This window comes from Pseudomonas kermanshahensis, assembly GCF_014269205.2.
GTDB lineage: Bacteria > Pseudomonadota > Gammaproteobacteria > Pseudomonadales > Pseudomonadaceae > Aquipseudomonas > Aquipseudomonas kermanshahensis.
The window spans coordinates 2,269,053-2,281,414 of the sequence record NZ_JABWRY020000001.1; the positions used below are offsets into that span (position 1 = coordinate 2,269,053).

The following is a 12,362-nucleotide window of genomic DNA, read 5'->3' on the forward strand; positions in this document are numbered from 1 at the left end:
GTGGGAGCGGGTGTACCCGCGAAGGGGCCGGCACATGCGCTGCAAATCTCCGCTATTACTCCCACCGCAAGACACAATCTCGTCATTCAGCCTTTTCACTGAAGCTCAACAGGCATATGGTGTACGCCGTCCATATTCCCTGGAGCTGTCATGTCCAACCGTTTCCCCTCCGTTCGTCCGCGCCGTCTGCGCCAGAACGAATCCCTGCGCTCGATCTTCCAGGAAACCGAGTTTCGCCTTGAAGACCTGATCCTGCCGATCTTCGTCGAAGAAGGCATTGACGATTTCGTGCCGATCACCAGCATGCCTGGCGTCAACCGCATCCCTGAAAAGCTGCTGGCGCAGGAAATCGAGCGCTACGCCCGCGCCGGCATCAAGTCGGTGATGACCTTTGGTGTCTCGCACCATCTGGACGAGGTTGGCAGTGACACCTGGAACGAAAACGGCCTGGTGGCGCGCATGGCGCGGATCTGCAAGGACACCGTGCCGGAAATGATCGTGATGTCCGACACCTGCTTCTGCGAATACACCAGCCATGGCCATTGCGGCGTGGTGCACGACCACGGCGTGGACAACGACGCCACCCTGGCCAACCTGGGCAAGCAGGCCGTGGTCGCGGCCGCAGCCGGTGCCGACTTCATCGCGCCATCGGCGGCGATGGACGGTCAGGTCCAGGCAATTCGCGGCGCCCTGGATGCCGCAGGCTTCCATGACACTGCCATCATGGCTTACTCGACCAAGTTCGCCTCGTCGCTCTATGGCCCCTTCCGCGAAGCGGGCGGCACTGCGCTCAAAGGCGACCGCAAGAGCTACCAGATGAACCCGATGAACCGCCGCGAAGCCGTGCGCGAATCGTTGCTCGACGAGCAGGAAGGGGCCGATGTGCTGATGGTCAAGCCGGCCGGTGCCTACCTGGACGTGATCGCCGACATCCGCGCGGCCTCGCGCCTGCCGCTGGCGGCGTATCAGGTCAGTGGCGAGTACGCGATGATCAAGTTCGGCGGCCTCGCCGGTGCCATCGACGAAGGGCGCGTGGTGCGTGAGAGCATCGGTGCCATCAAGCGCGCCGGCGCCGACCTGATCCTGACCTACTTCGCCATGGACCTGGCCCGCGAAGGCATCTGATCAGTAGAAGGTATTCGCGGCCCTCCAAGGGCCGCGAATACCCGAAGATGGCCTCTAGCCACAAAAAATTTACTAAGCGCTGAATTATTTTGTGTCCCTTTGTCTCTGATGCCATAGAGCATTCAGTGACAAGGAAATGGGCATGAAATCTCGCAAGAAAAGCGTCAAGCCAATTGGCTTGAAAGATATCACCATCGTCGACGACGCCAAGATGCGCAAAGCGATCACCGCTGCCGCACTGGGCAACGCCATGGAGTGGTTCGACTTCGGCGTTTATGGCTTCGTTGCCTACGCGCTCGGCAAGGTGTTCTTCCCCAACGCCGACCCCAGTGTGCAAATGATCGCCGCCCTGGCGACGTTCTCGGTACCGTTTCTGATTCGCCCGCTGGGCGGGTTGTTCTTCGGCGCCCTGGGCGACAAGTTCGGCCGGCAGAAGATTCTCGCCGCGACCATCGTGATCATGTCGTTGAGCACCTTTGCCATCGGCCTGATACCGTCTTACGCCACCATCGGCATCTGGGCGCCCATCCTGCTGTTGCTGGCCAAGATGGCCCAGGGCTTTTCGGTGGGCGGTGAATACACCGGGGCGTCGATTTTCGTTGCCGAGTACGCACCCGACCGCAAACGCGGCTTCCTCGGCAGCTGGCTGGATTTCGGCTCGATCGCAGGCTTTGTGCTCGGCGCAGGCGTGGTGGTGTTGATTTCCACCGTGCTGGGCGAGGAGAAGTTCCTTGAGTGGGGCTGGCGCCTGCCGTTCTTCCTGGCCCTGCCGCTGGGCATCATTGGTCTGTACCTGCGCCATGCGCTGGAAGAAACACCTGCGTTCCAGCAACACGTCGAGAAGCTTGAGCAGGGCGACCGCGAAGGCCTGGCCTCCGGCCCCAAGGTGTCGTTCAAGGAAGTCGCCACCCAACACTGGCGCAGCCTGGTGACTTGCATTGGCGTGGTGATCGCCACCAACGTCACCTACTACATGCTGCTCACCTACATGCCCAGCTACCTGTCGCACAACCTGCATTACAGCGAAGACCACGGGGTGCTGATCATCATTGCGATCATGGTCGGCATGCTGTTCGTGCAACCGATCATCGGCCTGCTCAGCGACAAGTTCGGCCGCCGGCCTTTCATCATGGTCGGCAGTGTCGGGCTGTTCGCGCTGGCCATTCCGGCCTTCATGCTGATCAACAGCGGTGCGCTCGGGCTGATCTTTGCCGGGCTGTTGATCATTGCCGTGCTGCTGAACTTCTTTATCGGCGTGATGGCGTCGACGTTGCCGGCGATGTTCCCCACGCATATCCGCTACAGCGCGTTGGCCAGTGCCTTCAATATCTCGGTGCTGATCGCGGGGCTTACCCCGACCTTGGCGGCCTGGCTGGTGGAAAGCACGGGCAACCTGTACATGCCGGCGTATTACCTGATGGTGATCGCGGCCATCGGCCTGATCACTGGCCTGACCATGAAAGAGACCGCCAACAAGCCGCTGCGCGGCGCAGCACCTGCCGCATCGGACATCGATGAAGCGCGCGAGCTGCTGCAGGAGCACCACGACAATATCGAGCAGAAGATCGAGGACATCGACACGCAGATCGCCGAGCTTGAGGCCAAGCGCAAACTGCTGGTGCAGCAACACCCGCGCATCGATTAAGGGACGGGCCGAGGGTTCTTCGGCGCTACCCGCAGCGTTTGATTAACGCGGCATGTAGCCGCGTTGCCATGAGCGCGGAATGAACCGAGTCACCAGGGCCAGCAGGCACGCCAGCGCGCAACTGCCTGCCAGCGCCTGCAGGCCCAGTTGGTGCTCAAGCCAGGCGCCCAGTGCGGCGCCCAGCAGCATGCCAGCCCAAGGCACCAGCTGTACTCGCCAGCCGTTGCGCCGCTCGCCCAGCAACCAGCGCCCCAAGCCGCGGCCGAAGCGGGACAGGGCGCCGGTGACATAGGTCAGGCCGATCGGCAGGCCATTCACCTGTTCGACCACGGCATTGATCATGCCCATCGCCAGCGTCGCTGCCAGCAGCGCCGGAAAGGTGGCTTGCAGGGGCCAGGCCGCCGCCATGCCAAGCAGTACGGCGACCACCAGCAGCACCGGCCAGGCGCGGCGTCGGCAGGCCCGGGCCAGTATCACGCCCAGCGCATTGCCTGCTACAAAGCCGAGCACCGCACCACTCAGGCGCAGCACCATGGCCAGGTCCGCCTCGCTGATGGCCACTGCCAGACGGGTGGTGTTGCCACTCATGAACGACACGAAATCACCCAGCGCCAGCAGGCCGATAGCATCCGTCATGCCGGCCAGTACCGACAGCGCGGCTACCAGCCCCAGGCCCACGCGACCGCGCAGGGCCTGCAGCTTCAGCCGTCGTGCGTTGCGGGCGGGCAGTGCGTTGGGCAGCATGCTCAGCGCAGCAGTGTTTCGCGGGCCAGCGTGCCCTTGAGCGTTCGCTCGACCACATCGACCAGCACCATGGTCTGGTGGTCCACTTCGATGTTGAGCAGCTCGCCAGCCTTGTAGTGGGCGAACGTGGTCTGGCGCAAGGTCTCGGGGATCAGGTTGATGGTGATGACATTGTCATCGACATCGGCGACGGTCAGGCTGCAACCGTTGACCCCCAGGAAGCCGCGGGGGAATACGTACTTGGCCCATTGCGCTGGCATGCGGAAACGGATGAACGCACCGGTCTCTTCGATCACCTGTTCGACGATCTCGGCGGTGGTGGCGATGTGCCCAGCCATCAGGTGGCCGCCAACCTCCGCGTTCATCTTCGCCGAGCGCTCGATGTTCACGCTTTGGCCGGCCGTCAGGCAGCGCAGGTTGGTGCGTTCGAGGGTGGCATTCATGGCGTCGAACTTCACCTGGGTGCCGTCGATCTCGGTGACGGACAGGCACGTGCCCTCGACACTGACGCTGGCGCCGATCTTGAGGTCGTCGAGCAGTTCAGGGGTGAGGTCGACGGTGAACTGCCGGTGGCCTGGGTAAGGGGTCACAGCAAGCAGCGGGCGAACGGCCTGGACGATGCCGGTGTACATGGAAATTGCTCCTGGGCACGGGAAAATGAAGTCCCCCGGAAGCTATGCCTCTGAAGCGGTAAAAGCAAGGCGGCCGCTGCCCCTCACACATGCCCGCTGCTGTTCACGATGCGCAGGCACAGCGCCTCGTACGGCTCCAGGTTGACCATCAAGCGCCCATCTTCGGTCAAATCCCCCTCGACCGTCTCGTTGATCATGTCCACCACCGTTCCCGGTGTGAAGCCGGTCAAGAGCAGCTCCTCGGCAATGACCGTCTGGCCAAAGTTCAGTGCGCTGATCTGGATGCCGCGCCCCGCTGGCAGCTCGTGCACCATCACCAGCAAACCAGGGCTACTGACCTCGGGCACCAGCACTTGGCGGCTGGTGGCGATGCCATAGGCCTGGCGCACGGCCAGCAGTTTTTTCACCTTGCTGGCGAACGAGTCGCTGTTCTCGAGCTGGCTGTCGAGGCTGCCGTAGAGCGCCCGCGCCCGGGGCATGCCGCGCACCGACGCCTCGGCGTCGGGGGCGAGCCCGGCCAGGTCGTAGCCGCCACGGTGGATCCAGCGGGTGTCGCCATCGAGCATCCGTTCGGCCACCGCCTCGGCAGGCAAGGGCAGGGCGCCGACCAGGTCCCAGCCGGACAGTGCGACCACACCGGGCTGCATGGCGTTGTACATCACCAGCAGCAGGTGGATTTTCTGGATGCGCTCGATATCCGCTGCGTCGATCTGCGCAAGGTCGCGGATACCCAGCGCGGCGGTGATCAGGCTGGCGGTGGTGCAACTGATGCCATTGGTGACGAAGCGCAAGTTGTAGGGGGCATGTTCGCCAGACAAACGCTCATAGATTTCTTCGCGAATGTGCTCACGCAAGATACTGCCAGGCAGGGTCTGGCCCTTGAACAGGTACATGTCATGGGCATGCAGCGTCCAGAAGTGCACCAGCTCGACGGTCAGCTCGTCATGGTTTTGCAGGGCGTGGATCAAGGACGCCGGGTCGATCCCAAACGCGTGCATTTCCTTGAGCATCAGGCGCAGGAACTCGGTGTCGCCGGTCAGCAGTGCATGCTGGTAGGCGGGGCGGGTGATGAAGTCATAGGACAGATCGGCGCCGCCCGTGGACATCTGGGCAATGTCGTCGATTGTCAGGTTAAGCTCCTGAAAGCTGAACCCGCCCGCCTTGCGAATCATGCCGCCAATCAACTGGTTGCCGACGATCGACAGCGGGTGGCTTTCGGACCAGGCGGTGCCCTGGAGCCGCGTTTCCACCCCGAGAAAACCATTGGCATCCAGGCGCAGGCCACGCGCGCCCAGGCAGTCCAGCGCATGCAGGGCATCCCCGATGATCATCTGCTGGGCGGCGAAGGTTGGGTCGAGCCAGTTGAGCGACGGCTGCCCTTCCTTGAAGTAGTGCAGGTACACCCAGCGCCGGGTCTTGCCATCGACGCCGGTGATGGGCGGGGTGACGCTCCAGTCGGTCTCCTTGACCCCAGGCTCGAAGAAGATCACCCGCTGCAACTGACCGACGATGTAGTGGCGGGCCTTGAGCTCGTCGCACACAGCCGGCAACAGGTTGACCGCATCACGGCCTGCCGGCACCTCGGGCAGCAGCGGCCAGTCTTCCTCGCGCACTTCGACCATGTGGTAGAGCCCAGGGTAGGCCCCGTGTGCCAGCTCAGCCAGGCGGAAGTCGGCACCTTTGCCGGTGTGCGAAGGGATCAGGTCATCGATGGTCACAGCGTTGTGCGCAGCGGCCATGCGGCTCATCTGGATCAAGTCCTGCTCGCTGCCGTAGAGCGGGTCGATGCCGAAGCTGATGCGGTCGAAGTTACCGTCCACGCTGGGGGTGAACTCGCGGCCACGCACGCCGCCGGACTGTTTGATCGGGCCAGTGTGCACGCCTTGTATGCCAATTTCCGACAAACGCTTCCACAGCGCCTCGTGGGCCAAGGCCGCCAGCACCGAGCCGCCCTCTGGGGCAATGATGGCGTCGGGGTAGACCGTGAGCCACACCGAGGCGATTTCAGTGGCGCGGCGGGGCTGGGCTTCGGCGTAGGGGTTCTGCCACAGGCGCGATTGCCCCGAATACAGGCGAGCCCGTTCCTGGGAGGCCTTGAGCATGGAACGGTCCTCGAGCCACTTGATGTATGACGGGTCGGGTTGGGTCATCTCGCGTCCTCTCTGCGTGTCGGCACCGGCCACAGTTATGACGGCGTTGCAGGCGGAACGTTCGGATCAGGTCTACGCCTCCTGCACGTTTTGTGTGTAGGAGCGGCCTTGCGTCGCGAAAGGGCTGCGAAGCAGCCCCAGGGACGCGTATTCCGTGAGGTCGGCAACCCAGCGGTTCACCGCCGCGCCGACAACTGCTGCGGTGCCAGAAATGCACCATGAAAGTAGTTGCGCAACGCCTGCATCGCCGGGCTGAACGCCCGCTCGCGATGCCAGGCCAGGCCCACGCTCATCGGCGTGACCGGGTCGCTGATGGTCACTGTCTCGATCCGCTTGCCTTCCAGCGACCATGGCCTGTGCACCAGGTCGGAGAGGATCGCCACGCCGCTGCCATTGGCAACCATGCTGCGCACGGCCTCCACCGAGCTGGTCCGCACGCGCACGCTGGGCCGCTGCCCGGCCTGCTCCCAGTAACGCATGGCACTTTGTTCGGCTTCGTCCACGGTCAGCAGAATGAACGGTTCGCTGGCCACATCGGCCAGGCTCACCGCCGAGCGCTCGCACAGCGGGTGGTGGCCGGGCAGCCACAGCCGGCGTTCGGAGTTGAACAGGGTTTCCGAGACGATATCCGGGTGGGTGAGGTTGGCGGTGAGCACCACGGCCATGTCGAAGCGCCCCTCCAGCAGCCCTTGCTCGATCGCGCTGCGCTCCTGCTCATGCACTTCCAGGGTCACGTCCGGGTGCCAGTGTTCGAGGCGTTGCAGGTGGTGTGGCAAGAAGTAGCCAATCACCGTATAGCTCGCCGCCAGGCGCAGCAGGCCGCTGGCGCGCACGTCTGGCAGCGGGCTGTTCAGCGCATCGTCGACGCTGCGCAAAATCACGTAGGCGCGGTTCAGAAAGTGCCGGCCCGCCTCGGTCAGGCTCATGCCCTGGGCCGAGCGCTGGAACAGCAGCACGCCGAGCATCGCTTCGAGTTCCTTGATTGCGGTGGTCACCGCCGACTGGGAAATGTTCAGGTGGATCGCCGCCTGTGAAATCTGGCCGATCTCGGCAGTGGCGACGAAGTAGCGGACCTGGCGCAGGGTCAATGACACGGTTGGCTCCCGGTGTATCTGATTTTCAGAAGACACCCTATCTGTTTATAGATCTTCCCAAGGGGGTGTGGAAAATCTAACGTGGCTTGCATGCAGTCACAAGTGCCAGGAGATACGTTCATGCAGGTGGTGGATTTCAATTCGGACATGGGTGAGGGCTTCGGCCCGTGGACCATCGGTGATGGCGTCGACAACGAGCTGATGGCTTTTATCAGCTCGGCCAACATCGCCACCGGCTTCCATGCCGGCGACCCCGGCACCATGCGCCGCACTGTCGAGCGGGCCAAGGCGCTGGGCGTGGGCGTCGGTGCACACCCAGGCTTTCGTGACCTGGTCGGTTTCGGCCGCCGGCACATCAATGCCACCGCCCAGGAGCTGGTCGACGACATCCTCTACCAGCTGGGTGCGCTGCGTGAAATCGCCCGTGCGCAAGGTGTGACCTTGCAGCACATCAAGCCCCACGGCGCGTTGTACATGCACCTGGCGCGCGATGAGGTGGCGGCCCGGCTGCTGGTGCAGAACCTGCGCGTGGTCGAGCCGCAATTGTTGTTGTACTGCATGCCAGGCTCGGTGATCTGCCGTATTGCCGAAGAACTGGGCCAGCCGGTGGTGCGCGAGTTCTATGCCGACCGCGAGTACGATATGAGCGGCTCCATCGTGTTCACCCGCAACGTGCGCGGCTACCAACCCGAGGCCGTCGCCGAGCGCGTGCTGCGCGCTTGCCAGCAAGGCCTGGTGCGCACGGTCGAGGGGCAGGACCTGGCCATCACGTTCGATTCCATCTGCCTGCACAGCGATACCCCCGGCGCACTCGACCTGGTCGAGGCAACGCGCAAGGCGCTGGATCAGGCCGGTATCGAGGTGCGTGCACCACGCTGAGTTTTACCGGCACCTGGCGCACCTAGGCCGGGGCCGCTGCATCGATTTGATTTCGCCTGCCTTTCTATAAAGATTCCAAGAAAAGGAACAGTCATGGCCGAGCCGGTTGCTTCTACCCCGATCCGCTACAGCTTCGGTGCCGACGAGCACCTGTTTGCCGAAGTCAGTGACAGCATGTCGCTGGAGGCCTTTTTCAAAGGCATGGCCGTCACCCGCGCGGTGGAGCGGCTTGGCCTGGAGGGCGTCCTCGACGTGTGCCTGGCCAACGCGTCGTTCCAGATCCGCTTCGACCCTGACCGTATTGCCCCCGAGGCCCTGCTCGAAGCCGTACGCGGCGCCGAGGCAGAGGCGGTGGCCGAGCGCTCGCTGCACACCCGCATCATCGAAATCCCGGTGCTGTACAACGACCCCTGGACCCACGAAACCCTGATGCGTTTTCGCGATCGCCACCAGGACCCGAGCAGCACCGACCTTGAGTATGCGGCGCGCGTCAACGGCCTGGCCGATGTCGAGGCGTTCATCGCCGCCCACAGCGGCGCACCCTGGTTCGTGTCGATGGTTGGCTTCGTCGCCGGCCTGCCGTTCATGTTCCAGATGGTCGAGCGCGAGCGGCAACTGCAGGTGCCCAAGTACCTGCGCCCACGTACCGACACGCCCAAGCTGACCCTTGGCCATGGCGGGTGCTTCGGTTGCATCTACTCGGTGCGCGGGGCGGGAGGCTACCAGATGTTTGGCGTCACCCCGGCACCGATCTACGACCCGCAGCAGACGCTGGCCTACCTCAAGGCGCACATGGTGTTCTTCCGCCCGGGTGACATCGTGCAGTTCAAGCCGATCGACCGCCGCGCCTATGACCAGGCGGTGGCGGATGTGGAAGACGGTTGCTTCAACCTGCGCATTCGTCCGGTTGCGTTCTCCCTGGATGCCTTCCTCGCCGACCCGGTCGGCTACCCCAAGACGCTGCAGGAGGTGCTGGCATGATCAAGGTACTCAAACCCGGCCTGGCCACCTCGGTACAGGACCTCGGTCGCGAGGGCTATTACCACCTGGGCATTCCGCCTTCCGGGGCGCTTGACCAGTACGCTTTGAGCGCAGCCAACCATCTGGTCGGCAACCCGGCAGGCGCTGCGGGGCTTGAATGCGCGCTGGTGGGCCCAGAACTTGAGTTCCAGCAGGATGCGCTGGTGGCGGTGTGCGGCGCGCAGATGCCGGCATTGCTCGACGGCCGTGAGCAGCGCCCTGACACCGCGTTCGCGGTCAGGGCAGGGCAGGTGTTGCGCTTCGGGTTCCCCACAGCAGGTGCCCGGGCGTACCTGGCTGTCGCCGGAGGTATCGATGTGCCCGAGGTGCTCGGCAGCCGATCGACTTACGCGCTGGGGGCCTTGGGTGGGCACCATGGGCGAAAGTTGCTGGCAGGCGATGTGCTGCCGGTCGGTGTGCCCAGCGGCAAGACCCGCGCCGGCGCGAGCCTGCCGATGGCGTTGCGACAGTCGCTGGGTGGCGAGGTGGTGTTGCGGGTGGTCCCAGGCTTGTATTTCCATCGCCTGACCGATGCAGCGGCGCAGCGCTTCTTTACCGAGGCGTGGACCGTCGGCTCCGAGGCAGACCGAATCGGCTACCGCTACAAAGGCGGTAGCCCATTGAGTTTCCAGCCGCGTGAGCAGCCGTTTGGCGCCGGCTCGGACCCCTCGAACATCGTCGACAGCTGCTATCCGATCGGCTCGATCCAGGTGCCGGCGGGGCTGGAGCCGATCATTCTGCACCGCGATGCGGTGTCCGGAGGCGGGTATGCCATGATCGGCACCGTGATCAGTGCCGACCTGGACCTGGTCGGGCAGATGCAGCCTAATCAGCAGGCGCGGTTTTTGCCGGTGAGCCTGGAGCAGGCGTTGGAGGCGCGGCGGTCGTACAAGAAGAAGCTGGGGTGTGTTGCCAGGCTGTTTGGCTGAGTGCTGGGGCCGGATCTTGCTTTCCCGTTATCGGTCAGAGGATTTCGGTATTCTCTGGCCGTTCTCGTTTATTTGCTTTCCCCGCTGCGCAGCCACCTCCAGCGCCTGCCCATCCCGCTGCTTACCCTGGCGTGCCAGGCCTTCGAGCTGGGGTATCAGCATCCCTTCCGGCAAATGCCGCCAGAACCGCCCCGGCATGTGCAGGCGCAGCGCGTCCGGGTTGAGGCGGGCGGGGTTGAAGGTGTGGCGATAGTAGGTGCGCCACAGCTCGGCGCCGGGGTCGTCGGCATTGCGTGCCCATTGCCGCCACTCGTCAGGGCAGGTGCGCCGGTAGTCGAAGGCCTGGCCGTCGAAGCGGATAGCGTCGGCGGGGGTGGCGATCAACCAGCGTTGCCGGCCCAGGCGGTCGGCGAAATGCGCACTGGCACTGTGCAGGATGTCGTGGGCGGGTTCGTAGTAGGCGACCAGGTCCAGTTGCAGCTGCTGCGCCAACGCTTCGGGTAGCGGCACGAAGCGTACAAAGGCATGCAGGTGATGGGCTTCACGGCTGACCTGTTTGATGCGCCGGTGCAATTCGCTGCCCAGGCGATCGCCGGCCAGCATCGCGGTGCGGTCACCATGGGCCACGCGCCAGAGCACTTCGTACAGCAGGTTCCAGCGTTGCTCGCCGCGGTAGCAGGCTGCCTGCTCCAGCTGGCTCAGTAGCGCTGCCGGCACTTTGCCGCGAAACGGGCCGGGGCCTTGGGGCAGCGGTGCAGGGATGGCCAGCAGATCATCGATCGGGCCTTGTGACCAGGTGACGTCGGCTGGGTCAATGCCATGGCCGAGCAGCGTTCGGGCTTGGTCACGCCAGGTGGCGAAGCTGTCATCGCAGTTGAGCGCGATCATCCCCATAACCCCATTTGCACCGGTGCCTGGGGTTCGCGCAGGCGTTCGCGCAGCAGGCCGCTGCGCAGCTCGGCCTGGGCCGGGCGGTAGTCACTGGTGACGATGAATGGGCGCGCTTTGTCCAGCACGCAGCGCAGTTGAATCAGGTCGTCGTAGCGGATGCGCCGCTCTCGTCGCAGCGCTACCAAACGCTGCACGCTGCGCAGGCCGATGCCCGGGATGCGTGCCAGCAAGGCTGGCTCGGCGCGGTTCACATCCAGCGGGAAGACCTCACGGTTGGCCAGCGCCCACGCAAGCTTCGGGTCGATGTCCAGTGCCAGGTTGCCGCTTCGCGCCAGCAGTTCGCCGGCCTTGTAGCCATAGCCACGCAGCAGGAAGTCGGCTTGGTACAGGCGGTGTTCCCGCAGCAGCGGCGGCGCTGCCAGGGGCACACTGTCGGGGCTGTCGGGGATCGGGCTGAAAGCCGAGTAGTACACGCGCTTGAGGCCGTAGCCCTGGTACAAGGACTCGGCATTGCGCAGCAGGGTGCTGTCGTCGGTGGCGTCTGCGCCGACGATGACCTGGGTGCTTTGCCCGGCCGGGGTAAAGCGCGGCGCCTTGGGTTCGTTGGCCACGGCTTGCTGGCCGTGGTGGATGACCGCCATGGCCTGGCGGATGGTGTGCGCGTGTTTCTCAGGGGCCAGACGCTTGAGGCTGGCGTCGGTCGGTAACTCGATGTTGACGCTCAGGCGGTCTGCCAGGCGCCCGGCTTCTTCGATCAGCAGCGGGTCGGCATCGGGGATGGTCTTGAGGTGGATGTAGCCGCGGAAGTTGTGCTCCTCGCGCAGCAGGCGTGCCACGCGGATCAATTGCTCCATGGTGTAGTCGGCCGAGCGGATGATGCCCGAACTGAGAAACAGGCCGCTGATGCAGTTGCGCCGGTAGAAGTCGAGGGTCAGGCGCACCACCTCTTCTGGGGTAAAGCGCGCCCGCGGCACGTTGCTGGAGCGCCGGTTGACGCAGTACTGGCAATCGTAGAGGCAGAAGTTGGTCAGCAACACCTTGAGCAGCGATACGCAGCGCCCGTCCGGGGTATAGCTGTGGCAAATGCCCATGCCATCGGTGGCACCCAGGCCTTCGCTGCCGCGCGAACTACGCTTGGGCGCACCGCTGCTGGCGCAAGAAGCATCGTACTTGGCGGCGTCGGCAAGAATGCCGAGTTTGGCGATGAGTTGCATGGCGGCTGACTCGAAACACTGAATATTCATACAGTATTT

General features: G+C 64.1%; 11 protein-coding genes. 5 read left to right on the forward strand and 6 right to left on the reverse strand.

The features are described 5' to 3' along the window. Positions 1 to 150: 150 nt before the first annotated feature. Both hemB and proP read left to right on the forward strand, forming a co-directional pair. Positions 151 to 1,125 carry a porphobilinogen synthase gene (hemB, locus tag HU764_RS10545; RefSeq protein WP_027593504.1) on the forward strand — a complete coding sequence of 325 codons (975 nt, stop codon included), beginning with the start codon at positions 151 to 153 and terminating at the stop codon, positions 1,123 to 1,125. A gap of 142 nt (positions 1,126 to 1,267) precedes the next feature. After that, complete coding sequence (gene proP, locus HU764_RS10550; RefSeq protein WP_027593503.1) at positions 1,268 to 2,770, forward strand: glycine betaine/L-proline transporter ProP; 1,503 nt, start codon at positions 1,268 to 1,270, stop codon at positions 2,768 to 2,770. 42 nt (positions 2,771 to 2,812) lie between these two features. Here proP and HU764_RS10555 read toward each other — a convergent pair whose 3' ends face one another. The 4 genes from HU764_RS10555 to HU764_RS10570 form a co-directional block, all read right to left on the reverse strand. Continuing rightward, the gene (locus tag HU764_RS10555) at positions 2,813 to 3,514 is read right to left on the reverse strand and encodes a YoaK family protein (RefSeq protein ID WP_186680112.1); all 702 of its coding nucleotides are present in this window, start codon (positions 3,512 to 3,514) and stop codon (positions 2,813 to 2,815) included. Between the two features lie 2 nt (positions 3,515 to 3,516). Beyond that, complete coding sequence (locus HU764_RS10560) at positions 3,517 to 4,146, reverse strand: riboflavin synthase subunit alpha (RefSeq protein WP_186680111.1); 630 nt, start codon at positions 4,144 to 4,146, stop codon at positions 3,517 to 3,519. 83 nt (positions 4,147 to 4,229) lie between these two features. Next, entirely contained in the window at positions 4,230 to 6,296 is a 2,067-nt protein-coding gene (gene treS, locus HU764_RS10565) for a maltose alpha-D-glucosyltransferase (protein ID WP_186703546.1), read from the reverse strand. Positions 6,297 to 6,472: 176 nt separating this feature from the next. Beyond that, the gene (locus tag HU764_RS10570; protein ID WP_027593499.1) at positions 6,473 to 7,390 is read right to left on the reverse strand and encodes a LysR family transcriptional regulator; all 918 of its coding nucleotides are present in this window, start codon (positions 7,388 to 7,390) and stop codon (positions 6,473 to 6,475) included. Between the two features lie 120 nt (positions 7,391 to 7,510). Here HU764_RS10570 and HU764_RS10575 point away from each other — a divergent pair, with 120 nt between their 5' ends. The 3 genes from HU764_RS10575 (at position 7,511) to HU764_RS10585 (ending at position 10,218) form a co-directional block, all read left to right on the forward strand. Beyond that, complete coding sequence (locus tag HU764_RS10575; protein WP_027593498.1) at positions 7,511 to 8,269, forward strand: 5-oxoprolinase subunit PxpA; 759 nt, start codon at positions 7,511 to 7,513, stop codon at positions 8,267 to 8,269. 93 nt (positions 8,270 to 8,362) lie between these two features. Then, a complete protein-coding gene (locus tag HU764_RS10580) occupies positions 8,363 to 9,250 on the forward strand; it encodes a 5-oxoprolinase subunit B family protein (protein WP_027593497.1) in 888 nt (295 codons plus the stop codon). Then, positions 9,247 to 10,218, forward strand: coding sequence for a 5-oxoprolinase subunit C family protein (locus HU764_RS10585; protein ID WP_027593496.1), 972 nt, complete (start codon positions 9,247 to 9,249; stop codon positions 10,216 to 10,218). Before HU764_RS10580 ends, HU764_RS10585 begins: the two co-directional genes overlap by 4 nt. A gap of 27 nt (positions 10,219 to 10,245) precedes the next feature. On the opposite strand, the gene HU764_RS10590 is transcribed toward HU764_RS10585, so the two are convergent. Both HU764_RS10590 and HU764_RS10595 read right to left on the reverse strand, forming a co-directional pair. Next, entirely contained in the window at positions 10,246 to 11,112 is an 867-nt protein-coding gene (locus HU764_RS10590) for a TIGR03915 family putative DNA repair protein (protein ID WP_186703545.1), read from the reverse strand. Then, positions 11,103 to 12,323 carry a putative DNA modification/repair radical SAM protein gene (locus HU764_RS10595; RefSeq protein WP_186703544.1) on the reverse strand — a complete coding sequence of 407 codons (1,221 nt, stop codon included), beginning with the start codon at positions 12,321 to 12,323 and terminating at the stop codon, positions 11,103 to 11,105. Before HU764_RS10595 ends, HU764_RS10590 begins: the two co-directional genes overlap by 10 nt. Between the last annotated feature and the right edge of the window lie 39 nt (positions 12,324 to 12,362).

What these genes read in the sequence shown, in the direction of transcription:
- hemB (WP_027593504.1), top strand. Translation starts at nt 151, where the DNA reads ATGTCCAACCGTTTCCCCTCCGTTCGTCCGCGCCGTCTGCGCCAGAAC.
- proP (WP_027593503.1), top strand. Translation starts at nt 1,268, where the DNA reads ATGAAATCTCGCAAGAAAAGCGTCAAGCCAATTGGCTTGAAAGATATC.
- HU764_RS10555 (WP_186680112.1), bottom strand. Translation starts at nt 3,514, where the DNA reads ATGCTGCCCAACGCACTGCCCGCCCGCAACGCACGACGGCTGAAGCTG.
- HU764_RS10560 (WP_186680111.1), bottom strand. Translation starts at nt 4,146, where the DNA reads ATGTACACCGGCATCGTCCAGGCCGTTCGCCCGCTGCTTGCTGTGACC.
- treS (WP_186703546.1), bottom strand. Translation starts at nt 6,296, where the DNA reads ATGACCCAACCCGACCCGTCATACATCAAGTGGCTCGAGGACCGTTCC.
- HU764_RS10575 (WP_027593498.1), top strand. Translation starts at nt 7,511, where the DNA reads ATGCAGGTGGTGGATTTCAATTCGGACATGGGTGAGGGCTTCGGCCCG.
- HU764_RS10580 (WP_027593497.1), top strand. Translation starts at nt 8,363, where the DNA reads ATGGCCGAGCCGGTTGCTTCTACCCCGATCCGCTACAGCTTCGGTGCC.
- HU764_RS10585 (WP_027593496.1), top strand. Translation starts at nt 9,247, where the DNA reads ATGATCAAGGTACTCAAACCCGGCCTGGCCACCTCGGTACAGGACCTC.
- HU764_RS10590 (WP_186703545.1), bottom strand. Translation starts at nt 11,112, where the DNA reads ATGGGGATGATCGCGCTCAACTGCGATGACAGCTTCGCCACCTGGCGT.
- HU764_RS10595 (WP_186703544.1), bottom strand. Translation starts at nt 12,323, where the DNA reads ATGCAACTCATCGCCAAACTCGGCATTCTTGCCGACGCCGCCAAGTAC.